Here is a 25,492-nt window from a genome sequence, read left to right on the forward strand (position 1 = left end):
CGCTCCATGGTACTGCTATTGTGTAAACAAGGCCTAATCCAGCAAAAGCCTCAGCACCAGCGGCAGAAGCAGCGCGGTGACGAGCGCGTTGAGGCCCATGGCGATGCCGGCAAAGGTGCCGGCAAGCGAATTGGCCTGAAACGCGCGCCGTCCCGATGCCATGCGAGGCAAGTCCCACTGCAAAACCGCGCGCACGCCAATCCTTCATGCGCAACGCATTCATCAGGGGCGTGACCATGATCGAGCCGGTGACGCCGGTGAGCATCACCAGGATAGCGGTGAGCGCCGGATCGCCGCCGAGCGCTTCCGTGATGCCCATGCCCACGGGAGCGGTGACGGATTTCGGCGCGAGCGCAATGAGGATGGGATTGGGAATGCCGAAGAGCTGCGCGACGGCGACGGCCGACACAATGGCCGTGACGGACCCCACGACGAGCGACACCACCATCGGCACGATGGAGCACAGCACGATGTGCCGGTTCTCGTAAAGTGGAATGGCGAGCGCGGCCGTCGCGGGACCGAGCAGGAAATGCACGAACTTCGCGCCTTCGAAATAGACCGGATAGGACGTACCCGTGACCCACAGCACGAGGGCGACCGTCACCACGGAGATCAGCACCGGATTGAAGAGCGGATGTCGCTTGAAGGTAAGCGAGATGCGATCCGCGATGACATAGGCACCGAGCGTCACCACAAGCCAGAGCAGCGGGGTCTGCGAGAGATAGACCCAGAGGGAGAAGGCCTGATCAGTCACGGGCTTTGCCCTCCTCGGCCGTTTCCATCGCGGAGCCGCTGAGGCGCGACACCACCACGAAGGTGACGACGGTCACGACGAGCGTGACGAAGGTGGAGACCACGAGAGCGACGGCAAGGCCGACGCCGTAATCGGCCAGCACGTCGAGTCGCTGGATCACGCCGACGCTCGCCGGAATGAACAGCAGCGAGAGATGGGCCAACAGCCCCTTCCCTGTCGCGTCGAGCGTCCTGCCGAACTCCGGCACCTTCGTCCTGATCCGATCCCGTAGGTTCAGGAACACCAACAGAATCAGCATGCCGAGCACCGGCCCCGGCAACGACCAACCGAAGCCGCGGGCGACCACCTCACCAAGCAACTGGCAGAGGAGGATAATGGTCAGACTGACGATCATGAGCAGGCCTCGAGAGCGGAACGCCCACCACAGGTATCGCGGCAGAGGGCCCATGCAAAGCATCGATGGGCGCGTTTGAGAAAGCTAGACTGTTGCTCGAAAGTTGCCCGTGCTAAACAATCAAGGAACGGTCGGTAACCGCGATCTGTCAGGCTGGCCGGCCGAGTGACTCAAGTGCCATGAACGACACGTCTCTGCTTTTCCGTCTTGTCGTTGCTCTGGCCATCGGGCTGCTCATCGGCCTGGAGCGGGGCTGGAAGCAGCGCGAGGAGGCGGAGGGAGAGCGCACCGCCGGCCTGCGGACCTATACGCTGATCGCCCTTCTCGGCGCCCTGTCCGCTATCCTGACGACCCACACCAATGTCGTCTTTCTGGCTCTCTCCTTCCTCGGCTTCTCGCTCGCCTTCAGCGCCTTCTCCTGGCTGGAAGCAAAGGCGGAGGAGAACTTCAGCGTCACCGGCGTCATCGCCGGGCTCATCACCTTCTCTCTCGGCGCCTATGCGGTTCTCGGTAATCTTGAGATCGCAACGGCGGCCGGCGTCGTCGTCACGCTCATCCTGGCTCTCAAGCAGCCGCTGCACAGCTGGGTCAGGCGTCTGACATGGCTGGAGATCCGCTCCGCGCTCATTCTTCTCGCGATGACGTTCCTCGCCCTGCCCCTGCTGCCGGACCGGACCGTCGATCCTTGGGACTCCGTCAATCCGGCAGAGATCTGGCTGCTTGCCATCATCATCGCGGCGATCTCCTTTGCCGGTTACATCGCCGTGAAGATCATGGGGAGCCAAGCGGGCGTCGCGCTCGCGGCGCTTGCCGGCGGTCTGGCCTCCTCCACCGCAACCACCGTCACCCTCGCCCGCATGGCGCGCGAGCATCCGACTGCGAGCCCGCTTCTCGCTGGCGGCATTCTTCTCGCCGGATCGGTGATGGTCGGGCGCGTGCTCGTCGTGGCGAGCGCTTTGAACAACGCGCTGCTTCTTCCGCTCGCATGGCCACTCGGCGCGACGGGGATCGTCATGATCGCGGTCGCAGGGCTGCTCTTCTTCACCCATGGGCGGGGCAGCACGGAGAGTCCTCAACTCACCATGAAGAGCCCCTTCGAGCTTGGCACCGCATTGAAGCTCGCTGGCCTGATCGCCGTGATCAGCCTGCTCGCGAAGATCATCAGCACCTACGCGGGCGATGTCGGCATCACCATCCTGGGCACCCTCTCCGGCATAGCCGATGTGGACGCGATCACGCTTTCCCTCGCGCGTCTCGCCAACAGCGGCGGCATTGCGGTCCACACGGCGGCGCTCGGCATCGCCATCGCGGTTGCGGTGAACACGGCGGTAAAGGCGGGCATGACGTTCAGTCTCGGCGGCACCCAAGCGGGCTGGATCGTCTCGGCCGCGAGTGCCGCGGCGATAGTGGCGGGCGGCGCGGCTTTCATGTTCTTCGGCTGATAATTAAAGCTCGATATTCAGGGATTGCTCTCGCAACGAGGGCATGAAACGGAGCGGCGCGCGAAGTAGCGGACAGTGCATTGAGGGCAGTTGGCAAGAACATCCTTCTGAGCCCAGAAACTATCCCAATCCATCTTCTCCTCATGAATCTCGACAGCAGTCTCAAGAGACTCGGCCTGGATTTGATGAAGAAAAACCGGTTCCTTCAACCAATACCCGATAGACTGCAACCGACGAATTTCGCTTAAGGGAAGCAAGGCAACGCTGTTGTCAGCAAGATCATACCACGCTTCGAACGTGCTCTCGTCCACACACTACCCTCAACAAATAACAATCAATGAAAAAGGCGGGTCCGAAACCCGCCTTTTCAATTCGTTTAGTTGTCGAGGAAGCTCCGGAGCTTCCGGCTCCGCGAGGGATGCTTCAGCTTGCGCAGGGCCTTCGCCTCGATCTGGCGGATACGCTCGCGGGTCACGGAGAACTGCTGACCGACCTCTTCGAGGGTGTGGTCGGTGTTCATGCCGATGCCGAAGCGCATGCGCAGCACGCGCTCTTCGCGCGGCGTGAGCGAGGCGAGAACGCGGGTCGTCGTCTCGCGCAGGTTCGACTGGATTGCCGCATCGATGGGCAGGATCGCGTTCTTGTCCTCGATGAAGTCGCCGAGGTGCGAATCCTCCTCGTCACCGATGGGCGTTTCGAGCGAGATCGGCTCCTTGGCGATCTTCAGGACCTTGCGCACCTTCTCCAGCGGCATGGCGAGTTTCTCGGCCAGTTCCTCCGGGGTCGGCTCGCGGCCGATCTCGTGCAGCATCTGGCGCGATGTGCGGACGATCTTGTTGATCGTCTCGATCATGTGCACCGGAATGCGGATCGTGCGGGCCTGATCCGCAATGGAGCGCGTGATCGCCTGACGGATCCACCACGTGGCATAGGTCGAGAACTTGTAGCCGCGGCGGTACTCGAACTTATCGACCGCTTTCATGAGGCCGATATTGCCCTCCTGGATCAGGTCCAGGAACTGCAGGCCGCGGTTCGTATACTTCTTGGCGATCGAGATCACGAGGCGCAGGTTCGCCTCGATCATTTCCTTCTTCGCCTGACGGGCCTCGCGCTCGCCCTTCTGCACCATCATGACGATGCGGCGGAATTCCTGGATCTCCAGGCCGGTCTCGCTCGCCAGGTTATGGATGTTCTCGCGCAGGTCGTGGATGCCGTCCTTCGCCTTGGCGACGAAATCCTTCCACCCCTTGCCACCGAGCTTGGAGACGCGCAGCACCCATTTCGGGTCGAGTTCCCAGCCCTGGTAATGCTTGAGGAATTCCTCGCGGGCGACGCCGTGGCTCTCGGCCAGGCGCATCAGGCGGCCCTCATGGGAGATGAGGCGCTTGTTGATGTCGTAGAGCTGCTCGACCAGGGCCTCGATGCGGTTGTTGTTCAGCGACAGCGACTTCACCGCCGTGACGATATCCGCCTTGAGTTCCTTGTACTTGCGCTCCTGGGCCGGGGTCAGCTGCTTGTTCTGCATGCGCTGCTCCACATGCTCGACCTGCAGGCGGCGCAGCTTCTTGTAGTTGTCGGCGATGGAGTCGAAGGTCTCGAGCACGCGCGGCTTCAGCTCGGCCTCCATGGCCGAGAGCGACACGTTGTTCTCCATGTCGTCGTCGTCGAGGTCGCCCTCGGGCGGGGTCATGCCCTCCTCGCCCTCGGCGGCTTCTTCGGCTTCGGCTTCGCCTTCACCGAGAGCATCGACCTTGGGCGCGCCCTTGCCGTCCGGGCCGGCATAAGTCGCCTCGAGGTCGATGATGTCGCGCAGCAACACCCGGCCTTCGACGAGTTCGTCGCGCCAGATGATGATGGCCTGGAAGGTCAGCGGGCTTTCGCAGAGACCTGCAATCATGGCCTCGCGGCCGGCCTCGATGCGCTTGGCGATCGCGATTTCGCCCTCGCGGGAGAGAAGCTCCACCGAGCCCATCTCGCGCAGATACATGCGCACCGGATCGTCCGTACGGTCGGTCGGCTCCTTGGTCGTGGTCTCGCGCACCACGACGGCGCGGGTCTGCGAGGCCTCGACGAGGTCGCCGCCTTCGGCCTCCTCCTCGTCCGCTTCCGGCTGGGCGCCCTCGTCGGTCTCCTCGGACTCGACGACGTTGATGCCCATCTCGGAAAGCTGGCCGAGCACGTCCTCGATCTGCTCCGAGGAGAACTCCTCCGGAGGCAGAACCTCGTTCAATTCGTCATAAGTGACATACCCGCGCTTCTTCGCGAGCTTGATCATCCGTTTAACGGCGGCATCGCTCAGGTCGAGCAGGGGCCCGTCGCTCTGCTGCTCCGGAGCTGCCGTCTCGCCTTCGTCCCGTTCGGTTGCCTTCGTCGCCATGCTTTGCTCAACTCCAGCGCCCGCTCATCCCCCCTACAGGACCCGCGATGCGCGAATGGGCGGCCAAGCCTTTAGAGCTCCGCCACCCGAAATTCATTTCCGACTATAAACAGTGAGTCGCTTGACTAACCGTTAACCATCCCCTGCTCAAACTGCCGCAACCGCCTGGCTTGCCGCACTCTGACGTATAAGGACATCAGTGACCCCCGGGGATCCCTGCCTTGTCCATGTCGGCCTCGGCACCCTCGACGGAGGACAGTTGGTTTTGGACCTCTCGCAGCCAGGCGAGATTGGCCTCGTTGTCCTCTTCGGCGAGTGCGCGCTCAGCAGCTCGAAGTTCGCTATGTAACGTGCGTGCGCGGCGATGCAAGGTGATGGCTTGCCTCAATGCGTCCTCAAGCCGCAAGGGATCCGCATGCGGATCCAGCATCCATCGGTCGCCGGGACGGACCAGAACCGTCAACCGATCCGCCGCCGGCGTCAGGCCGGCCCGTTCGAGGCGGGCCTTCATGACCGTCAGATCAGTTGGTTCGCCGCTCGCCGCTCCATCGAGCAGGAGACTGCGCACCATTTGGGTGGAGCGACCCTCAAGTTCAAGATCTGCAAGGGTTTCTGCGTGATTCTGGATGAGTTCCGGATGCACCAGGAAGGTGCAGAGGATCATCGCCTCCCGCGGACTCTCGGCCGTGCTGCCGGCAAAAAGCGGGTTGCGGGCGAGCAGAGGCGAGACGCTCAGGCGGGCGCTCGGCGTCATCGGCTGGGGCTTCTGAAAGTCCCGCCGCCCGCCCCCACCCTGGCGGTTGAAACGGCCCGGCCGGGTGTCGGGGCTGAGGGCCGCGAGGCGGCTTTCGACCTCCTCCCGGTAGTATTTCTTGAGAGTTTCGTCGCGAATCAGTGCCAGTGATTCGCGTAGGCGCCGCTCCCGGGCTGCCCGCCGCTCGGGCGTATCGAGGGGGCCCGCCTCGAACTCCCGCGTCCAGAGAACATCAACCAGAGGCCGCGCCGAGGCGAGCACCCGCTCCACCGCAGCACTTCCGCCCGCACGCGCCAGATCGTCCGGATCCTGCCCTTCCGGCAGCATGGCGAAGCGCAGGGATTTGCCCGGCATCAGATTGGGCAGGGCGACATCGAGCGCCCGATAGGCCGCCCGCTGCCCGGCCTTGTCGCCGTCGAAGCAGAGGATCGGCTCCTCGGCGAGGCGCCAGAGCAGCGTAAGCTGGTCCTCGGTGAGCGCAGTGCCGAGCGGCGCGACCGCATGGGGAAAGCCCGCCGCGCTCAACGAGATCACGTCCACATAGCCCTCGACCGCGATCACCGTGCCCCGGTCGTGGGCCGGCTGACGGGCGAGGTGGTAATTGTAGAGAAGCCGGCCCTTGTTGAAGAGCGGCGTATCGGGCGAGTTGAGGTATTTCGCCGGAACGTCGGCGCTCATGGCCCGGCCGCCGAAGGCGATGACCCGGCCGCGCACGTCGCAGATCGGGAACATGACCCGGTCGCGGAAGCGGTCGGCGGGGATCTTCCCCTCCTCGCCCGCATGAACCAAGCCTGCCTCCACCATCATCTCGACCGGCGCGCCCTTGCCGGCGAGATGGTCCCTCAGGGCATAGCGCTCGGACGGGGCATAGCCGATACGGAAGCGGACCTGCGTGTCGCGACTTAAGCTGCGCCCGGCGAGATAATCCCGCGCCTTGGCGCCGGAGCGGTCCTGGAGCGAAGACTCGAAGAACTTCGCCGCCAGCTCCATGACGTCATGGAGGTTCTTGCGCTTGACCTCCTCCTGATGGTCCTCGCGGGAGAGCTTCGGCAGCGGCACCCCCGCCTCCCCGGCCAGCCGCTCCACGGCCTCGGGGAAGGAGAGCCCCTCCGTCTCCATCAGGAAGGTGAAGATGTCGCCGTGCTTGCCGGAGGAGAAGCAGTGATAGAACTGCTTCTGGTCGTTCACGTAGAAGGACGGCGTCTTCTCCGCGTTGAAGGGCGACAGCCCCTTCCATTCCCGCCCCGCTTTTTTAAGGCGCACGCGCTTACCCACGACGGCCGAGGTCGGCAGCCGGGCGCGGATCTCTTCGAGGATTTGAGGCGGGTAGCGCACGAGGCGTGAATCTCCAAACCTGTTCCATAAACTAGGGCGGTCACGGCGGAGTTAAAAACAGAAAGGCCACGCTTTCCTGTGCCCGCAATCCACAGGGGGCGCGTCTGTGGGACACGTCTCAACCGGGGTCGATGGAACCACGAAGCGTGGCCTTCGCTTGATTAGATAGAAGCCTTTCACGGGAAAGGATTTTCAAGCTCGAGGCTACCCATGCCGCTCACTCAAAACCCCATCGTCGAATGGCCAGCGGAGTTCCAGCACCTTCTGGCCGGCTTCGAAGTAGCAACCGGTGGGGATGGCAAACGCTACGGTCACATCGATATCGACATCGATCCCGAGACCCTGTTCCTCCTCAACGACTTCGAAGCGCGGGTGCGGCACCGCCAAGTCCGGCTCAGATCTGCGGACGGTGCCGGGTGTCTCGTGGGCGAGATGAACGTGCTTATCGGTCTCGGGGCCGCGGCCAACCAAACCCAACACGCCAGCAGGATTCGAATCAGCTTTCACGACCTTCTGGATGACGAGCGCGTTGATCGCTCCTCTCGCGTGGGGGCTTCGAAGGATCCCTGACGGGACCGGCCGCAGCGGAAGAGCCGTCATGGCGAGACGATATTCGAGTGGATAAGACAAAGGTCCTTGTTCATCGAGAACCATGAACGTTCCAATCTGCGTCAGTGGAGGTGGGTGGAGCGTCATGAACCAGGGTATCGCGCATATTGCCATCGTCGTTCGTGACTACGACGAGGCCATCGACTTCTATGTCAATAAGCTTCGGTTCGAACTGGTCGAGGACACCTACCAGCCGGAGCAGAACAAGCGCTGGGTGATCGTCCGGCCGCGGGGCAGCGGAAGCACGTCGTTGCTTCTGGCGCGTGCATCCTCCGCCCATCAGGAGACCTTCATCGGCAACCAAGCCGGCGGCCGCGTCTTCCTGTTCCTGCGGACCGACGATTTCTGGCGTGACCACGCCGCCATGATCGAGGCAGGAATTCAATTCATCCGGGAGCCGAAGCACGCCTCCTACGGCATCGTTGCCGTGTTCAAGGATCTGTACGGCAATCTGTGGGATCTCGTTCAATTCACGGATGGCCGCCCATAAAGTTCATCCCTGGACGGCCATAAGCGGGCCCGAAGCCAGACGACCGGTGGCCTCCGGTATCGCGACTTGAGCTTAAGCGCTGCGCCGGCGCGTATCCGACTTGCTCGCCCGCTTGGCGCGTTCGGCCTTGGTCTTCTGCAAGGCAACCTGGCTTTCCTTGGCCATCTGCTCGCAGCGCTCGTGGAGAACTTCCAGTTCCTTATCGGTCAGCTTCTCGATTCCCATGAACACGTCGTCCGCATTCGACGTCCGGATCAACTCGTCCAGCTTGGTTTGAAGAGCAGCACTGTCGCGGTTCTGCGTGTTCTGGATGACGAAGACCATCAGGAAGGTCACGATGGTCGTTCCGGTATTGATCACCAGCTGCCAATCCTCCGAGAAGCCGAAGAAGGGGCCTGACATCCCCCAGACCAACACGACGACGACGCAGGCCAGGAACACTATCGGGGTTCCCGCTATGTGGGCCGTCGCGTTGGCGAACTTGGCGAAGAATTTATCCATCGCGACTCCGTGGCGTTTGCGGAATCACAACGGTCGAGGTGGCTTTTCCGTTCAATACGGGGGCGTCGCTCGCGACCTCTAGCGCATCGTGCGGACCCAGAGGGCCGCGTCAGCGAAAAGTGGATCCGGTTTTCCGCGCCAACGATGCGCCAGCCAAGAAAAGGAGCATCGGAATTGATCCCAAAAGTGGGTCCACTTTTGGGTCCGATGCTCTAACGACTCGCCGTCGTCAGCGCCGCGCCGATGCCGACGAAGGTCGCGCCCGCGCCACGGTTGAACCACCGCCCATGACGGGTCAGCCAGGGAGCGATGCGCTGCGCCATGATGGCGAGAAGTAGCTCGTAGACGATCTCCACCACCACGAAGGTGCCGCCGAACACCGCAAGCTGGATGGGAAAGGACACGCCCGGGACCATGAATTGCGGGAGGAAGGCCGCGAAGAAGATCAGCGCCTTTGGGTTCGACACCGCCACCAGGAAGCCCTGGTTGAACATCCAGAGCGGCCTCGCCCTGCGTACACCCTCGTCCTGCGCGGCAACGTCCAGGACGGAAGCGGGCGCCCGCCAGATGCGGATGCCGAGATAGACGAGATAGGCGGCGCCGATCCACTTGGCGATCGTGAAGGCCTGCTCGGAAGCTGCGAGCAGCGCCCCCATGCCGGCCAGCGATGCCGCAATAAGGATGAAGAAGCCGAGCGCACCACCCAGCACCGTATAGATCGTGGGCCGGAAGCCGTAACAGACGCCGTGCGTCAACGACAGCAGACCGTTCGGCCCCGGCGTCAGCGAAAGGCCGATCGCGGCAACCAGATAGATCAACCAGAGTTCAAGGCTCATGGGTCACCGACGCTCATTCGTGTGGGCGCATCGTCGGATGCGGGAAGGGAGCTGCCTTTTAGCACGATACGCAGGAAATCTCCGAACGGAATGTCTGTCCCGATCAAATCACATTTTCCCGTGTTTTTTGGCTCTGCCCTCAGGAGGAAGGCCGAGAAATCCACGATGGGACTCGCCGCAAATAACGCCTCTCACGTCATTATCGGCCACGTGCCGGTGACCCCGATGGGAAAGCACGGCGCTTCCCGCATCGGAATAGCTGGTGCCATCCCCGGCGAGCAATCGAGGGAGGGGATCCACTCAGACGCGCAGTGCCATGGATTCCCTTCCCCTCCGCTGTGCTCCGGTCGGGAATGACGCTGGAGCCGCCCCTCCGCCGTCATCCCCGTCCCCGGACTTGATCCGGGGATCAGTCCCGGGGATCCACGCCTTGGGAACCGCAACGCGGCAAAGACGGGGATGGCCGGCACGAGGCCGGCCATGACGCGATGAAGGCGAGTGCAATGTTCCCTCTTTGTTCTTGACATCATTCCCAATCTTGGCTATATCATTGCCTCAGATCTGCTCCTGGCGAGGGGCGCGCTCGCGAGGCGTCGCAGTGTGGGAGCAGGCACGGTCCCGTGCACGCACTGAACGCAGGTGCGGGTGACGGGAGGCCCAGGATGTGGGTTGGTGGTCGGGATCGGTCGCAGGCCGCCGTCGCGCAGACGGTCACCGCCTGCGGCGGTTGACTGAGCCGGCCTCTCCTGTCCGCCTCAACAAGCCGTGCGCGAAGAGACAGTTCGGCTCTTCCCTTCACCATCAGACATCGAGCCGGGCTGCCTGTCGCGCCACCCTCGATCACCACTCAGGCTCGCAGCGCAGACTGCGGGCCCGAAAGCGCTGGCTCTTTGACAGGCCCATCGTCACCCGCGCCCGTCATGGCCGGCCTTGTGTCGCCATCAATGTGGGAAGCGCCCTGCCCCAACCCATCGGGATCACCGGCCCAAGGCGGGTGATGACAAGCGAAAAGCCGTCATGGGGCTGACGGGAGCGACTAATCCCGTGCCCATTCCGTTGCGAGAACGATATGGGTCGTGGCGGTAGCCACACCCTGCACGGATGCCACCACGTCCCTGATCCGGTTGAGAGCGGCGTTCGAGTCGCAGGACACGTTGACCATCAGGTCGATGGAGCCCGTCAGGGAATGGCAGGCGACGATTTCCGGAATTCCGGCGAGACGGGGCACCACCTGCTTGCAGCGAAAGCCGGGTTCGAAGGTGACGGCGATCATGGCGCGCACGGCCGGATCGTGCTCCGAGGCGAGCTCGACCGTGTAGGCCTTGATGATCCCTTCCCGCTCCAGGCGACGCATCCGCTCCTGCGTGGCACTGCGCGACAGCCCGACGCTGCGGGCAAGGCCCACGAGGCTTTCTCTCGCGTTCCTCCGCAGGGCGGCGATCAGGATCTTGTCTTTGTCGTCCAGTACCATTCCGAAAAGATCCGCCTCGCAGGTCCTACGACCGGCATTTCGTCGGTCGGCCGGTCATCTTGTCGAGCGAAACCGGCAGAGAAAAGCGCGAAGACGAGGGCACAAGGAGATGTCCCATGACTTTTGCCGATACCGTTCTTCTACCGGTGGATATGCAACGAGCCTTCGACGAGCCTTCCTGGCCGCGTCGCTGGAACGACGCCTGCGACCGCAATGGGCAAGCCGTCCTAGGCTCATGGCGGTCAGCGGGACTTCCCGTGATCCATGTGAAGCACGATTCCGTCACGCCGGGATCGACCCTCGCGCCGGATCGGCCCGGCAACGCGTTCCGGCCGGGCTTCGAGCCCCGCGACGGAGAACCCGTGATCTCGAAAGGCGTCAATTCAGCCTTTATCGGAACGGATCTCGACCTGCGCCTGAGGCGGCTCGGCATCCGCACAATCGTGGTTTTCGGCATCTCGACCGATATGTGCGTCTCGACGACGGTGCGGGTCGGGGCCAATCTCGGCTATGACATGATCCTCGTCGAGGATGCCTGCGATTGCTTCGACCTGCCTGACGGCGCGGGCGGGATCATCCCCGCCCGAGCAATCCATCAGGCTCACGTGGCAACGCTGGGCTTCGAGTTCGCCAAGATCGTCACCACCCAGGACCTGTTGGCCACGCTGGCACTGGCCAACCCGGCCGCCGCTTGAATCAGCCCTTCGGCAACATGTCCTTCACGAGGCCGCTTGCCTTGGCGAAGTCCATGCGGCCGGCATATTTTCCGCGCAGGGCGCCGACGACCTTGCCCATGTCCTTCATGGAGGCGGCGCCGGTCTCAGCGATGGCGGCCTCGATGGCCGTCTTGGTCTCGGCTTCGTCCATCTGCTGCGGCAGGTAGGAGGAGATCACCGCGACCTCGTTCTTCTCCTGATCGGCGAGCTCGGTGCGCCCGCCCTGCTCGTACATGGCGATCGATTCCTGGCGCTGCTTCACCATTTTCTGCAGGAGGGCCAGGATTTCCTCGTCGGACAGCGGCTCCTTGCCGTTGCCCCGGGCCTCGATGTCCTTGTCCTTGAGGGCCGCCTGAATCAGGCGGATGGCACCGAGCTTGCCCTTTTCGCCAGCCTTCATGGCTTCTTTCATCTCGGCGGTGAATCGTTCGCGCAGCATGGAGTTCTCCTTGGTTTCAAGTCACTTGAGCGTTGACGGAACGCGAACGGCCCCTTAAGTCACGGGGGTAGTTCAAGGGCGGCCCGGGTATGGCCTGCTCAAGTACGGCCTGTTGGCCCCGGACTTACAAGAGATCATGACGATGCTGCAAGACAAAGACGCCACCGGGTCCCTCTCGGGTGGCTGGGCCGAGCCGCGCGCGACCGCGGTTCTCGTGCTCCAGGACGGAACGGTTCTCGAAGGCTTCGGCATCGGCGCCGTCGGCGAAGCGACCGGCGAGGTCTGCTTCAACACCGCGATGACGGGCTACCAGGAGATCCTGACCGACCCGTCCTATGCCGGCCAGATCATCACCTTCACCTTTCCGCATATCGGCAATGTGGGCACCAACGAGGAAGACATCGAGAGCGTCAACGCCGCCTCGTCCTCGGGCGTGCGCGGCGTCGTGCTGGCGGCGACCATCACCGAACCGTCCAACTGGCGCGCCTCCCGCGATCTCGACGCCTGGCTCAAGGCCCGCAGCATCGTCGGCCTCTCCGGCATCGACACAAGGGCGCTGACCGCGCTCATCCGCGACAAGGGCATGCCGAACGCGGTCATCGCCCACAATCCGGAGGGTCAATTCGACATCGACGCCTTAAAGGCCAAGGCCGCCGCCCTCCCCTCCATGGACGGCCTCGACCTCGTGCCCCTCGTGACCAGCGCCCAGCGCTTCGACTGGGACGAGACCACCTGGACGCGCGGCGAAGGCTACGGCCACCAGGATGGCGCACCGAAGCACCACGTGGTCGCCATCGATTACGGCGTGAAGCGCAACATTCTGCGCCTTCTCGCTCGCGCCGGCTGCAAGGTCACGGTGGTTCCCGCGACCGCCTCGGCGGAAGACGTGCTGGCTCTGAAGCCCGACGGCGTGTTCCTCTCCAACGGCCCCGGCGATCCCGCAGCGACCGGTGAATACGCCGTGCCCGTGATCCGCAAGGTGCTCGACGAGAAGATCCCGACCTTCGGCATCTGCCTCGGCCACCAGATGCTGAGCCTGGCTGTCGGCGCCAAGACCAAGAAGATGCACCAGGGCCACCATGGGGCGAACCATCCGGTGAAGGACAAGACCACCGGCAAGGTCGAGATCACCTCCATGAACCATGGCTTCGCGGTGGATCCGGAGACCCTGCCGAAGAACGCCGTGGAAACTCACGTCTCCCTGTTCGACGGCTCCAATTGCGGCATCTCGCTCACCGACCGCCCGGCCTTCTCGGTGCAGTACCACCCGGAGGCCTCGCCCGGCCCGCAGGACAGCCATTACCTGTTCGACCGCTTCGTTGAGCTGATGGATGAGAAGAAGGCTCGCGCCTAACAAATTTGTGAAGGCTGGCGCCGCGACAAACGCATCGGTTGCGCCAGCCTCCCAAATCACGGTAACCGATCATTAACCATAAAAACAAAATGATTCCGGTTATTGCTTTGGGGGTTTTACGATGGATTTCGATGACGATTCCGGCGAGTTCAGCCGACTGCACAACCTGTTCACGTTCCATCTCGGCATCGCCGTCACGCTGTCCTGGCTGACCTCGCTTTACGCGGCCATCTACGCTCCGTGGGTGCGCAACATCCGCCCCCTGATCGACCCGACCAATATCGGCACGGTCGAGAGCACCTGGTCCTATCTCTTTATCTTTCCGGTGGTGCTCACGACGGCCTGGCTGATCTCGATCTTCGGTCAGAACCTCTTCGCCCAGTTCCGCATCTTCAAGAACCAGATCATCGAGTTCGCCATCGCGGCGGCCGTCGCCTTCGGGATGTTCTACCTGTCCATCGACCGCGCCGTCGCGGCCATGCTCATCGGCATGTAAGGCAGCAGGTTTCGAACAGCCCCGCTCGATCTTTCGCCTGGACCAAGCGTTCCCTCCCCGATTTGAAGGGAGAGAAACATGGCTCAGGCGAAAGGATATGGCGATCCGCAGGGCTACAACGCGCCGCTCGGCACGGAGACTTACGTCTTCCGCAACAACGGCATCGTCCCGAATTCGTCCCTGCCGCTGATCGTGCGACGCGGGGCGATTTCGCCCTCCGACCACGATCCGGTCAGGACCTTCAAGACGACCTTTGCCAAGAACGGCTGGACGAATGCCTGGCTCAACGGCATCCACGACTATCACCACTACCACTCCAACACCCACGAGGTACTCGGCATCGTCTCGGGCACGGCCCAGGTCCGCTTCGGCGGCGAGGACGGCGATCTCGTGGCCGTGAGTGCCCGTGACGTGGTGATCATCCCTGCCGGCGTCGCCCATGCCTGCATCAATGCAAGCGACGACTTTTCTGTGGTTGGCGCCTATCCGGGAGGTGCCGATTACGACACCATCCGCGACGATCCAGGCACCCTCGCCATATCGCAGCAGCGCATCGCGCAAGTGCCTCTGCCGGATGCCGACCCGGTGGACGGAGCCGATGGGCCGCTTATGAAGCTCTGGAGCTGAGGGGAGCGGACAGCCTCCTGCCCGGCGCCCCACGGCGGGAGGTTGCTAAATCGCGTGGCTGGCCCCATGACTCGAAGCTCGCTTTCAGCGACATCTTGAACTTCGTGGGGCATTTCTTCCGATGAACTGGCGCGATTACTGGAACCAGGACACGCCGATCTATACGAGCGAGCGGCACAAGCTCCTGCATTATCGCCTGATCGCCAGCGACATCATCGGGCTCATCCCCTCCCCGGATGCGGTGATGCTCGATTACGGCTGCGGCGAGGCGCTGTTCGCCCACAAGATCGCGGCCAAATGCGGCCGTCTCTATTTGAGCGATGCCGCGCCACTGGTGCGTGAGCGCTTGAACGAACGTTTCAAGGGCAATGAGCGGATCGTTATTCTGTCCACCGACGACGTCACCGACATTGCCGACGCTTCCCTCGATCTCATCGTGGTGAACTCGCTCGTCCAGTATCTCTCCCTTGACGAGTTCCGCGCGCTTCTAAAGCTCATGCACGAGAAGCTGAAAGCCAATGGCAAGCTCGTTTTGGGCGACATCATCCCGCCGGACATCAGCCCGCTCACCGATGCGAAAGCGCTGCTCTCCTTCGCTTGGCAAGGCGGCTTCCTGCGGTCGGCCGTGACCGGCCTCGCCCGCACCGCCTTCTCGGAATACCGCAAGATTCGTGAGGAAGTGGGCCTTTCTCAATACAGCGACGAGGAGATTGTCGATCTTCTCAACGATGCCGGATTCGAGCCCGAGCGCGCCGAGCGGAACCTCGGACACAACCAGGCCCGCATGACCTTCGTGGGACGGCCTGCTCAGGCTCGTGAGACGGAAGACCTCACCGAGCGCTGATCGCTCACCAGCGACAGGCCGAACACCCCAAGACCCGCAACGGCCAGAGCCGTGCCGACCCATCCGGTTGAGGCAAAGCCGTAACCTGCCGCAATCGCCAGGCCGCCGAGCCAGGCGCCGAGCGCATTGGCAATGTTGAAGGCCGAATGATTGAGGGCGGCCGCCAGAGTCTGCGCATCGGCAGCAACATCCACCAGACGGGTCTGTAGGGCCGGCCCGATAGCAACGCTGCAGCCGACCAGGAAGACACAGGCCGAGAGCATGTAGGGGTTCTCGGCCGTCAGCCAGAGCATCGTCATCACCACGGCGCTGCAAGCGAGCACCCCGCCGATGGTCGCCATCAGGTTCCGATCCGCGAACCAGGCGCCGACGAGATTGCCGACGATCATGCCGGAGCCGAACAGGGCCATCATGACTGGTACGGCGCTGTCCGGCATTCCGGCGACTTCCGTCGCAGTCGACGCGATGTAGGAGAAAACGGAGAAAAGACCGCCGAAGCCAACCGCGCCGATGCCAAGGGTGAACCAGACCTGCTTGCGCCTGAAGGCGCCCAGTTCCCGCATCGGGCTCGCGCCCTCCTGCACCTTGTCCTTCGGCAGGAAGAGCCAGATCAGCACCACGGTCAGCGCGCCCATGAAGCCGACGGCCCCGAAGGCGAGCCGCCAAGTCAGGATTTGGCCGAACCACGTGGCCACAGGCGTACCCAGTAGGGTGGCGACGGTCAGGCCCATCATGACACGGGCGACCGCCTGGGTGCGCTTGTTGGGCGGAACCAGGGAGGCCGCCACCAGCGCCGCCACGCCGAAATAGGCGCCGTGCGGCAAACCGGTGAGGAAGCGCAGGAGCACGAAAGATTCGAAGGTCGGCGCAATGGCGCTGACAGCATTGCCGACTGCGAAGACCGCCATCAGGAGCAGGAGGAGCGTCTGGCGCGCGAGTTTGGCCGCGAGGACAGCAATGATCGGAGCACCCACCACGACCCCAAGCGCATAGGCGCTGATCGCATATCCTGCCTCGGGCGTCGTAATGTTGAATTCCTGCGCGACGTTCGGCAGCAGGCCCATGATCGCGAACTCGCCAGTGCCGATGCCGAAGCTGCCGACCGCAAGCGCCAGCTCGGTCAGGGCGACGGCGAGGCGGGAATGCGGAACGGCAGGGGCCTTGTCCTGTGCAAGACAGACGTCTTCGGCAATGACCATATCGGACATGGAGCCCCCAAGATTTTCATGCGATGCGGCGATGGATGGAGCGACGGAGTCCGTTAAGCCGCTCCGATGACGATTATATTGCACCGCAAAAAGATTCGCGGGATGTATCGGAATGCAGGCCAGGGCTGCACTGGAAGACTGGAACGTGGCGGATCCGCCTCAGATCTGCTGATGGCCTATGCAAATGTCCACTTTTTGTGCGCCATGAAGCTCCACAGCATCACAACACCCGTCGTGATGATCTGCGAGGGAAGGTACGGTCCGTCGAGCCAGACCGTGAACGCATGCATGAGGAACCAAGTCACGAGGAAGCCGACGAGGGCCACAAGAGCAAAGCGCCATGTGGCCTCGCGATGGGGCCGATCGCTCTCATAAGTATGCTTGCGGTTGAGCATGTAGGACAGGAGGCCTCCCGCCACATAGCCCGCAAGCGTTGCCGGAACGGGATCGATGTCTGCGCCTTCGACGAGGGCGATGAGGAGCCCGTAATGGGCGACAGCAGCCGCGAGGCCAACTCCGAAGAAGGCGGTGAACTGGCGGGCAAGGCGCTGGAAGGAACGAGACGCGATCACGTCCTCTCGATAGCGGCTTCCCACCCGCCCGTCACCTCATTCCCTGAAGAAGCCCTGCGATCCTGCGAGATATGAAGCGTGGAGCAAATTTGGCCCCTATGGCCCCGACCCGGTTCCTAGCGCCTGGAATGACGATGGCCTGCCCGGCCTCGTAGCCCTCTACGCCGACGCGTGCGACCTCGGCGGAGGACATCACATCCGCCTTGAAAAGTCGCGAATCCTTTAAGCCGGCCGTCTCGGAAAACTCGCTCTCGGTCGGCCCCGGGCAGAGGGCGGTCACGGTCACGCCGTGTGGCTTGGCCTCGTCATGCAATGCCTCGGAGAGAGACAGGACAAAGGCCTTCGTCGCGTAATAGACCGCCATGTAAGGCCCGGCCTGGAAGGCCGCGATGGAAGCGACGTTCAGGATCCCTCCCCGCTTCCGCTCGATCATGCCCGGCAGCATCAGGCGGCAGAGCGAGGCAAGCGCCGTGACATTGAGGTCGATCATGGCGAGTTGCTTCTCGTGCGGAAGAGAGGTGAAATATCCCCGCAGGCCGAACCCGGCATTGTTGACCAGGGTATGGACCGTGATCCCCCGTTCCCGGAGCATTTCATGCAGATCCCGAGGCGCTTCCCGATCCTCAAGGTCGATCGCCATAATCTCGACAGGAACGCCATGAGTCCGGCCGATCTCCGCGCTCAAAGCCTCGAGCCTCTCATGGCGCCGGGCGGCTAGGACGAGCGGATAGCCCCTGCTGGCGAAGACGCGGGCCAGTTCCGCGCCTATCCCGCTGGAGGCTCCTGTGATCAATGTCCAGCGCGGCTCTCCGGTCGTGTCCATGTTTTCCCAACCCCTTTCATTATTCAGCCCGACGGATCGTACCGCATGGGCATTGCCTGTCTAAATCATGGCTCAGGCCTTTGAATTTGCTCAAGGTCCGTGTAAGAGCCTCTCTCAACCTACAATCCGATCACATCCCGGCTGCGCTTGAAGCGCCGTAGCTTTACGGCCGCGCGGCTGGACACGCCTGGGTGGCCCAATGCCAAAGCGGACAGACATCTCCTCCATTCTCATCGTCGGCGCCGGCCCGATCATCATCGGCCAAGCCTGCGAGTTCGATTATTCGGGCACACAGGCCGTAAAGGCCCTGAAGGAGGAAGGCTACCGCATCGTCCTGGTAAATTCGAACCCCGCGACGATCATGACCGATCCCGATCTCGCGGATGCCACCTATGTCGAGCCGATCACCCCCGAGATCGTCGCCAAGATCATCGAGAAGGAGCGCCCGGACGCGATCCTGCCCACCATGGGCGGCCAGACGGCGCTGAACTGCGCCCTGTCGCTCAAGAAGATGGGCGTGCTGGAGAAGTTCAATGTCGAGATGATCGGCGCGACGGCGGAAGCCATCGACAAGGCCGAGGACCGGCAGCTCTTCCGCGAGGCCATGACCAAGATCGGCCTCGACACGCCGAAATCCCGCCTCGCCAACGCCTCAGCCCTCAAGAAGGGCGACCGGGACGCCTATCTCGCCGAGCTCGCGCGCATGGAAGCCATGGACATGCATCCGGGCGACAAGAAGCGCCACATCGCAGCCTACAAGCTGAAATGGGATGCGGCCGAGAACGACCGCCGCAAGCGCTACCAGGAGCACGCCATGGGCGAGGCCCTGATCGCGCTCTCCGAAGTGGGCTTGCCCGCGATCATCCGCCCCTCCTTTACCATGGGCGGCACCGGTGGCGGCATCGCCTATAACCGCGACGAGTTCCTCGACATCGTGGAGCGCGGCCTCGACGCCTCCCCCACCAACGAGGTGCTGATCGAGGAGAGCGTGCTTGGCTGGAAGGAGTACGAGATGGAAGTCGTCCGCGACAAGGCGGATAACTGCATCATCATCTGCTCCATCGAGAACTTCGACCCGATGGGCGTGCATACGGGCGATTCCATCACCGTTGCCCCGGCGCTCACGCTGACCGACAAGGAATATCAGATCATGCGCGACGCCTCGCTGGCGGTCCTGCGCGAGATCGGCGTCGAGACCGGCGGCTCGAACGTGCAGTTCGCGATCAATCCGGAGAACGGGCGCATGATCGTGATCGAGATGAACCCGCGCGTCTCGCGCTCCTCCGCGCTCGCTTCCAAGGCCACGGGCTTCCCGATCGCCAAGGTCGCGGCGAAGCTCGCCGTCGGCTACACCCTGGACGAGATCGCCAACGACATCACCGGCGGCGCAACGCCCGCCTCCTTCGAGCCGACCATCGACTACGTGGTCACCAAGATCCCGCGCTTCGCCTTCGAAAAATTCCCCGGCGCCGAGCCGACGCTTACCACGGCCATGAAATCCGTGGGCGAGGCTATGGCCATCGGCCGGTCCTTCCCGGAATCGCTCCAGAAGGCTCTGCGCTCGCTGGAAACCGGCCTCACCGGCCTCGACGAGATCGAGATCGAGGGTCTCGGCAAGGGCGACGACCGCAACGCCATCAAGGCGGCCATCGGCACGCCGACCCCGGACCGGATCCTCAAGGTCGCGCAGGCTCTTCGCCTCGGCATCAGCCATGACGAGGTCTACGAGAGCTGCAAGATCGACCGCTGGTTCCTGGAGCAACTTCAGGACATCGTCGACCTGGAAGCCAAGGTGAAGGCTCACGGCCTGCCGCAGACGCCGGGCGCCTTCCGCCAGCTCAAGGCCATGGGCTTCTCGGACGCGCGCCTTGCGGTGCTGGCCCATAAGACCGAGGCCGAGGTACGCGAGGCACGCCGCGCTCTGTCCGTGCGCCCGGTCTTCAAGCGCATCGACACCTGTGCTGCGGAGTTCGCCTCCCCGACCGCCTATATGTACTCGACCTATGCCGCCCCCTTCGCCGGCCAGCCCGCGGACGAAGCCACGCCCTCGGACGCCAAGAAGGTCATCATTCTCGGCGGCGGCCCGAACCGGATCGGCCAAGGCATCGAGTTCGATTATTGCTGCTGTCATGCCTGCTTCGCGCTGAAGGATGCAGGCTATGAGACCATCATGATCAACTGCAACCCGGAGACGGTCTCGACCGACTACGACACCTCCGACCGGCTCTATTTCGAGCCGCTGACGCAGGAAGACGTGCTGGAAATCATCGAGACCGAGCGTTCCAGGGGCACGCTCCACGGCGTGATCGTCCAGTTCGGCGGCCAGACCCCGCTGAAGCTCGCCCGCGCGCTGGAAGAAGCGGACGTGCGCATCCTCGGCACCTCGCCGGACGCCATCGACCTCGCCGAGGACCGCGACCGGTTCAAGCGCCTCCTCGACAAATTGCACTTGAAGCAGCCGAAGAACGGCATCGCCTATTCGGTGGAGCAGGCCCGCCTGATCGCCGCCGATCTCGGCCTGCCCTTCGTGGTGCGTCCGTCCTATGTGCTCGGCGGCCGGGCCATGGCGATCATTCGCGACGAGACCCAGTTCGAGGATTACCTGCTCGGCACCCTGCCGAGCCTGATCCCCTCCGACGTCAAGGCGCGCTACCCCAACGACAAGACGGGCCAGATCAACACGGTTCTGGGCAAAAACCCCCTCCTCTTCGACCGCTACCTCTCGGATGCGATCGAGGTGGACGTGGACTGCCTCTGCGACGGCAAGGACGTGTTCATAGCCGGTATCATGGAGCACATCGAGGAAGCGGGCATCCATTCGGGCGATTCCGCTTGCTCGCTGCCGCCCCGCTCCCTCTCGCCGGAGATCATCGCCGAGCTGGAGCGCCAGACGAAGGCTCTCGCCCTGGCGCTCGACGTCGGCGGCCTGATGAACGTGCAATACGCCATCAAGGACGGCACGATCTATGTGCTGGAGGTGAACCCCCGCGCCTCGCGCACGGTGCCGTTCGTGGCCAAGGTCATCGGCGAGCCCATCGCCAAGATCGCGGCTCGGGTCATGGCGGGCGAAAGCCTGGCCAAGTTCGGCCTGACCCCGAAGGAACTGCCGCATATCGGCGTCAAGGAAGCCGTCTTCCCCTTCGCCCGCTTCCCGGGCGTGGACGTGCTGCTCGGGCCGGAGATGCGCTCGACCGGCGAGGTGATCGGCCTCGACCGCGGCTTCGGGGTGGCCTTTGCCAAGAGCCAGCTCGGCGCCGGCAGCCAGGTTCCCAAGACTGGAACCCTCTTCGTCTCGGTCCGCGACTCGGACAAGGCCCGCATCCTGCCCACCGTCCGGATGCTCGAGGAGATCGGCTTCCGGGTCATGGCGACCGCCGGCACCCAGAAGTTTCTTGAGGAAAACGGCGTCAAGGCGACGCGGATCAACAAGGTGCTGGAAGGCCGCCCCCACGTGGTGGATGCCATCAAGAACGGGGATATCCAGCTCGTCTTCAATACCACCGAAGGGGCTGGTGCCCTCTCGGATTCCCGCTCCTTAAGACAAGCTGCCCTCTTGCATAAGATACCTTACTACACCACTCTTGCAGGAGCGATTGCCGCAGCCGAGGGCATCAAGGCATACCTCAGCGGCGATCTCGAAGTCCGGGCGCTTCAGGAATACTTTGCCTGAGGCATCCGGCCTCACATTGGAACTGCGAAGCTTCTGGTAAGTTTTCGTTGATATGCGAGGGCGCTGGAAACAGCGGCCTCGTACCTCTTTTTGGACGAGACAAACGATGGACAAGGTCCCTCTGACGATCAAGGGTTTTGCGGCGCTCGAGGACGAACTCAAGCACCGGCAGCAGGTTGAACGCCCCCGGATCATCCAGGCGATTGCGGAAGCTCGTGCGCTTGGCGACCTGTCGGAAAATGCCGAATACCATGCCGCCAAGGAAGCCCAATCCCTCAACGAGGGCCGGGTGCTCGAGCTCGAAAGCCTGATTTCCCGTGCCGAAGTCATCGATATTGCAAAGCTCTCGGGCGATCGGATCAAGTTCGGCGCCACGGTGAAGCTCGTTGACGAGGACACCGAGGAAGAGAAAACTTATCAGATCGTCGGCGAACCCGAAGCCGACGTGCGCTCGGGCCGTGTCTCGGTCGCCTCCCCCATCGCCCGCGCTCTCATGGGCAAGACCATCGGCGATACGGTGGAGGTCTCGACCCCCGGCGGCGGCAAGTCCTATGAGGTCGTCGGCGTCCGATTCAGCGCCTGATCGATAGAGAGGGGCAGGAAAGATGAGCAATCCCATGATGTCCCTCTCCTCCCGGCGTACCATCCTGAAAACTCTCGCCTGTGCCGGCCTTGCTGGCGCAGGCTTTGCCGCGCCTGCTTATGCTCAGGGCTTCCCACCGGCCTTCTCGTCATTTTCGGTGGATGTGAGCGTCCTGAAGACCAAGGGCCTCGGCCCCTTTGCCGACCTTGTTGGCGCGGCCGCGCTCGATGAACTCCAGCGCTCCTTCGCCGATCGGGTCGATCCCCGTGGCCCCCGCCTGGTCCTGCGCTTGACAAGTGTCTTTCTCACCTCCTCCCCCGACAACAGCAGCGGATACAAAGGCAGGAGCGGTGGCGGCAACAGCGGGCACGATGCCGTGGAGGGCGAGGCCCTGGTCGTCGGTCGCAGGGGCGAGGTCCTGGCAAGCCACCCGATGCTGGCCGTGCGTGACGTCAATACGAGCCCTCTGACCCCGAACGAGCAGGGTCGCGCCGTCGTGATCGCACAGCATTACGTGCGCTGGCTGAGGCGACAGATCTAAAGATTCTCAGCTGCTCATAACGGATCGCGCCGGAGAGACGTGCCCGCGCCTCAAGCCACGCCACGCTATTGTAATCTAATATCTTTACATTAAGCTTGGCCGGAAAGCATGCGGGGGCCAGCCATGCCGTACAATATCGTCCGTCTGGGCGGAGGGACCCGGATCAATACGTCCACGGAACAACAGCAAAACCAAATGCAATGGGTGAGGCTCCCTGACGGGCGTTTCGTCATGTTCTGGTTCGGCAACGGCACTCAGCAGGGACAGGTGGACTCGAGCGGGTATTTCCAACAGATCTTCGACGCCAACGGCCAGAAGATCGGGGCTGAGACCCGCATCAACGCGACAATCGATGGCGATGTCGAATCGCTTCTGCCGATCAACTTCTTCGACGGGCGGTGGGGCGCCATCTGGGCCTCACCTTCGGGCCAGCCAACCGGTTCAGACATCTATTACCGTCCATTCTCTCCCGACGGCACGCCAGGGGAACAGGTCGCCATCAACGAAACACCGGGCGGCAAGACAGGCACTTGGCGAAACGTGTTTCTGCGCAACGATATCTCCGTCGTCATCTGGACCGGCCAGAGTTCTCAAGAGGGCCAGCAGGACGACGCCGGCGTCTACTTCCGGCTCATGGGTCCGAATGGCGAGTTCATCGGCGGGGAAACGCGCGTCAATGCTGCCGTGGAGGGGCGGCGTGAATCGCTGATCACAGCCACCGCGCTCAATGATGGCGGCTTCGTCATTACCTATAAGGCCTTCCTGGGAGGAACCTACCAGCAGGCCTTCTATGCCAATGGCGAAAAGCGCGGCGTGGAGGTGATGCTCAAGTCCGAAAACGTGAGCGTCGCCCCTTTCACCCGCAACCTGGCCGACGGAAAATGGGCAACTTTCTGGCACGAGGAAAAAGGCGACGAGGAATTCAACTTCTACTACCGGGTCTTCAATGCCGATGGCACCTCTGCCGGCGAGACTGCACTTGTGAGCTCATTCACCGCGGGCCCTCAGACCCGTCTAGGTTCCGCAGGTACCGACGATGGCGGTGCCATCTTCTTCTGGCAAGGGAATGGGACGCAGGAAGGTCAGGAGGACGATTCCGGCATCTTCTATCAGCGCTTCAATGCCAATGGTGTGAAAGTTGGCTCCGAGACGCGGCTGAACACAACCGTAGCAAACGATCAGTCCAACCTCCGCTACTTCCTCAGTTATCAGCTGGACTCGGAAAGCGGGCGATACGCCATCAAGCATTACGTCACTGTCTGGACGAACTCACGGGTGGAAGAGGTAGAGGGCGAGGAAGTTTCGGTGCATCTCGGCCATTCCTTGCAGGTGCTTGACGCCTCAGGTCGCAAGATCGGCCCGGAGATGCGACTGCGGACGGACGAGTTTCCCGCACTGACCTTCGAGTATTTTCCGACTAGCGGACGCTCCGTTTTCCTCTGGACCGGGAAAAGCACTGTTGCGGGGCAGGAGGACGATGGCGACATCTTCATGCAGATGTTCGACAGCGGCGGCAACCGAGTGGGCTCTGAGATCCGCGTCAACACGACAACGGCGGGCGTCCAGAGCGACGCTCTGGTCAGGGTTCTGCCGAACGGCAGCTTCGTGGTGGCCTGGAGCGCCCCCGATGGCGACAACACCGGCCTCTTCATGCAGGCCTTCGATGCCAACGGCCAACGCATCGGTGGCGAGATCCTGGTCAATACCTCGGTGACGGGTGTTCAGACAGGCACGTTCCTGGATTTCACAACGGACGGGACCCTGATCGTCGGGTGGGAGGGGGTCGGTAACCAGCCGGGCCAGGAAGACAGCGATCCGATCGGGGGAGTCTATCTTCAGCGCTTCAAGATCAACGCGGCGCCGGAATCGATCTCTGTCAGCGGTTCGATCCAGGAGACGGCTGCGGCGGGCACGACGGCGGGCACCCTTTCGACCTTCGATCGCGACGAGTCCGACAAGCATACCTTCACACTCGCCGACGCATCTAACGCTCTCTTCGAAATCTCCGGCAGCACGATCAAGCTCAAGGCCGGCGCCAAGCTCAATTATGAGGTGGCCTCATCCCACAATCTGCGCATAAAGGTCGAGGATGCCTTCGGCGGCAGCCATGTCCAGGACGTCACGGTAAGCGTCGCCAACGTGCGCGAGAAAACGCCGCTGCGGAAGAACGGCACCTCGGGCAACGACATCCTGCGTGGCGAGCTCGGTAACGACACGCTATCGGGTGCGAGCGGCAATGACCGGCTGCACGGCGATCTCGGGCGCGACCGGATCTCCACCGGCAGCGGCAAGGATGTGGTGGTCTTCGACCAGCGCCCATCGAGCAGCAACCGCGATACGATCACCGATTTCGATCCGCGCAAAGACACGCTCTATTTCGACAACGCATTCTTCACCAAGCTCGGGAAGAAGGGCTCGCTCGAGAAGCCGGCCAAGCTGTCCAAGACCTATCTCGAATTCGGTGCGCCGAACGACAGCAACGATTATCTCGTCTACAACCGGAAGACCGGCGTGCTGTCCTACGATGCCGATGGCAACAAGGCAGGAAAGGCCATCGAGATCGCGGTCTTCACCAACAAGGCAAAACTCACGGCCGCCGATTTCTTCGTGATCTGAATGCGCTGCGGGAATCGCGAGCCGACTCTCCCGGCAATGC

General features: G+C 62.9%; 23 protein-coding genes and 1 pseudogene. 11 read left to right on the forward strand and 13 right to left on the reverse strand.

Going from position 1 to position 25,492, the window contains the following annotated elements; genetic code table 11:
- Positions 1-33 precede the first annotated feature (33 nt).
- A pseudogene (locus tag ACS5Q1_RS07825) lies at positions 34-754 on the reverse strand (LrgB family protein).
- Entirely contained in the window at positions 747-1,148 is a 402-nt protein-coding gene (locus ACS5Q1_RS07830; RefSeq protein WP_473097630.1) for a CidA/LrgA family protein, read from the reverse strand. Before ACS5Q1_RS07830 ends, ACS5Q1_RS07825 begins: the two are co-directional and overlap by 8 nt.
- Positions 1,149-1,327: 179 nt before the next feature.
- On the opposite strand from ACS5Q1_RS07830, the gene ACS5Q1_RS07835 reads away from it, so the two are divergent.
- Entirely contained in the window at positions 1,328-2,590 is a 1,263-nt protein-coding gene (locus ACS5Q1_RS07835) for an MgtC/SapB family protein (RefSeq protein WP_473097631.1), read from the forward strand.
- 17 nt (positions 2,591-2,607) lie between these two features.
- On the opposite strand, the gene ACS5Q1_RS07840 is transcribed toward ACS5Q1_RS07835, so the two are convergent.
- The 4 genes from ACS5Q1_RS07840 to ACS5Q1_RS07855 all read right to left on the reverse strand — a co-directional run bounded on the left by ACS5Q1_RS07840 (position 2,608) and on the right by ACS5Q1_RS07855 (position 7,710).
- Positions 2,608-2,901 carry a hypothetical protein gene (locus ACS5Q1_RS07840; protein WP_473097632.1) on the reverse strand — a complete coding sequence of 98 codons (294 nt, stop codon included), beginning with the start codon at positions 2,899-2,901 and terminating at the stop codon, positions 2,608-2,610.
- A 65-nt stretch (positions 2,902-2,966) separates the two neighbouring features.
- The gene (rpoD, locus tag ACS5Q1_RS07845) at positions 2,967-4,967 is read right to left on the reverse strand and encodes an RNA polymerase sigma factor RpoD (RefSeq protein ID WP_473097633.1); all 2,001 of its coding nucleotides are present in this window, start codon (positions 4,965-4,967) and stop codon (positions 2,967-2,969) included.
- Between the two features lie 196 nt (positions 4,968-5,163).
- Positions 5,164-7,056, reverse strand: a complete 1,893-nt coding sequence (dnaG, locus tag ACS5Q1_RS07850; protein WP_473097634.1) for a DNA primase — start codon at positions 7,054-7,056, stop codon at positions 5,164-5,166.
- 204 nt (positions 7,057-7,260) lie between these two features.
- Positions 7,261-7,710 (reverse strand): hypothetical protein, encoded by a 450-nt coding sequence (locus ACS5Q1_RS07855; RefSeq protein ID WP_473097635.1) that lies wholly within the window; start codon positions 7,708-7,710, stop codon positions 7,261-7,263.
- A 40-nt stretch (positions 7,711-7,750) separates the two neighbouring features.
- Here ACS5Q1_RS07855 and ACS5Q1_RS07860 point away from each other — a divergent pair, with 40 nt between their 5' ends.
- Positions 7,751-8,155 (forward strand): VOC family protein, encoded by a 405-nt coding sequence (locus ACS5Q1_RS07860; protein ID WP_473097636.1) that lies wholly within the window; start codon positions 7,751-7,753, stop codon positions 8,153-8,155.
- Positions 8,156-8,227: 72 nt separating this feature from the next.
- Here the strand turns inward: ACS5Q1_RS07860 and ACS5Q1_RS07865 are convergent, their stop codons facing one another.
- The 3 genes from ACS5Q1_RS07865 to ACS5Q1_RS07875 form a co-directional block, all read right to left on the reverse strand.
- Complete coding sequence (locus ACS5Q1_RS07865) at positions 8,228-8,656, reverse strand: low affinity iron permease family protein (protein WP_473097637.1); 429 nt, start codon at positions 8,654-8,656, stop codon at positions 8,228-8,230.
- 212 nt (positions 8,657-8,868) lie between these two features.
- Entirely contained in the window at positions 8,869-9,492 is a 624-nt protein-coding gene (locus tag ACS5Q1_RS07870) for a LysE family translocator (RefSeq protein ID WP_473097638.1), read from the reverse strand.
- A gap of 1,036 nt (positions 9,493-10,528) precedes the next feature.
- Positions 10,529-10,963: an Lrp/AsnC family transcriptional regulator gene (locus ACS5Q1_RS07875; RefSeq protein ID WP_473097639.1), complete on the reverse strand. Its 435-nt coding sequence runs from the start codon at positions 10,961-10,963 to the stop codon at positions 10,529-10,531.
- A gap of 116 nt (positions 10,964-11,079) precedes the next feature.
- Here ACS5Q1_RS07875 and ACS5Q1_RS07880 point away from each other — a divergent pair, with 116 nt between their 5' ends.
- The gene (locus ACS5Q1_RS07880) at positions 11,080-11,658 is read left to right on the forward strand and encodes a cysteine hydrolase family protein (RefSeq protein WP_473097640.1); all 579 of its coding nucleotides are present in this window, start codon (positions 11,080-11,082) and stop codon (positions 11,656-11,658) included.
- 1 nt (position 11,659) lies between these two features.
- On the opposite strand, the gene ACS5Q1_RS07885 is transcribed toward ACS5Q1_RS07880, so the two are convergent.
- Positions 11,660-12,118 carry a GatB/YqeY domain-containing protein gene (locus tag ACS5Q1_RS07885; protein ID WP_473097641.1) on the reverse strand — a complete coding sequence of 153 codons (459 nt, stop codon included), beginning with the start codon at positions 12,116-12,118 and terminating at the stop codon, positions 11,660-11,662.
- A gap of 142 nt (positions 12,119-12,260) precedes the next feature.
- Here ACS5Q1_RS07885 and carA point away from each other — a divergent pair, with 142 nt between their 5' ends.
- The 4 genes from carA (at position 12,261) to ACS5Q1_RS07905 (ending at position 15,439) form a co-directional block, all read left to right on the forward strand.
- A complete protein-coding gene (gene carA, locus ACS5Q1_RS07890; protein ID WP_473097642.1) occupies positions 12,261-13,472 on the forward strand; it encodes a glutamine-hydrolyzing carbamoyl-phosphate synthase small subunit in 1,212 nt (403 codons plus the stop codon).
- 121 nt (positions 13,473-13,593) lie between these two features.
- Positions 13,594-13,968 carry a hypothetical protein gene (locus ACS5Q1_RS07895; RefSeq protein ID WP_473097643.1) on the forward strand — a complete coding sequence of 125 codons (375 nt, stop codon included), beginning with the start codon at positions 13,594-13,596 and terminating at the stop codon, positions 13,966-13,968.
- Positions 13,969-14,046: 78 nt separating this feature from the next.
- Complete coding sequence (locus ACS5Q1_RS07900; RefSeq protein ID WP_473097644.1) at positions 14,047-14,595, forward strand: cupin domain-containing protein; 549 nt, start codon at positions 14,047-14,049, stop codon at positions 14,593-14,595.
- 121 nt (positions 14,596-14,716) lie between these two features.
- Entirely contained in the window at positions 14,717-15,439 is a 723-nt protein-coding gene (locus tag ACS5Q1_RS07905; RefSeq protein WP_473097645.1) for a class I SAM-dependent methyltransferase, read from the forward strand.
- On the opposite strand, the gene ACS5Q1_RS07910 is transcribed toward ACS5Q1_RS07905, so the two are convergent.
- From ACS5Q1_RS07910 to ACS5Q1_RS07920, 3 genes are all read right to left on the reverse strand, one after another.
- The gene (locus ACS5Q1_RS07910) at positions 15,403-16,638 is read right to left on the reverse strand and encodes an MFS transporter (protein WP_473097714.1); all 1,236 of its coding nucleotides are present in this window, start codon (positions 16,636-16,638) and stop codon (positions 15,403-15,405) included. The genes ACS5Q1_RS07905 and ACS5Q1_RS07910 overlap by 37 nt on opposite strands.
- A gap of 185 nt (positions 16,639-16,823) precedes the next feature.
- Positions 16,824-17,243, reverse strand: coding sequence for a GtrA family protein (locus tag ACS5Q1_RS07915; RefSeq protein WP_473097646.1), 420 nt, complete (start codon positions 17,241-17,243; stop codon positions 16,824-16,826).
- Between the two features lie 7 nt (positions 17,244-17,250).
- Positions 17,251-18,042, reverse strand: a complete 792-nt coding sequence (locus ACS5Q1_RS07920) for an SDR family NAD(P)-dependent oxidoreductase (RefSeq protein WP_473097647.1) — start codon at positions 18,040-18,042, stop codon at positions 17,251-17,253.
- Positions 18,043-18,241: 199 nt separating this feature from the next.
- Between ACS5Q1_RS07920 and carB the strand changes: the two genes are divergently transcribed.
- From carB to ACS5Q1_RS07940, 4 genes are all read left to right on the forward strand, one after another.
- Positions 18,242-21,712 carry a carbamoyl-phosphate synthase large subunit gene (carB, locus tag ACS5Q1_RS07925; protein WP_473097648.1) on the forward strand — a complete coding sequence of 1,157 codons (3,471 nt, stop codon included), beginning with the start codon at positions 18,242-18,244 and terminating at the stop codon, positions 21,710-21,712.
- 106 nt (positions 21,713-21,818) lie between these two features.
- Complete coding sequence (gene greA / locus ACS5Q1_RS07930) at positions 21,819-22,295, forward strand: transcription elongation factor GreA (protein ID WP_203442967.1); 477 nt, start codon at positions 21,819-21,821, stop codon at positions 22,293-22,295.
- Between the two features lie 34 nt (positions 22,296-22,329).
- Complete coding sequence (locus tag ACS5Q1_RS07935) at positions 22,330-22,836, forward strand: hypothetical protein (RefSeq protein WP_473097649.1); 507 nt, start codon at positions 22,330-22,332, stop codon at positions 22,834-22,836.
- A 195-nt stretch (positions 22,837-23,031) separates the two neighbouring features.
- On the forward strand, positions 23,032-25,452 hold the full coding sequence (locus ACS5Q1_RS07940; RefSeq protein WP_473097650.1) for a hypothetical protein: 2,421 nt from the start codon (positions 23,032-23,034) through the stop codon (positions 25,450-25,452).
- Positions 25,453-25,492: the final 40 nt, after the last annotated feature.

It is taken from the genome of Microvirga sp. GN3, from assembly GCF_055792825.1.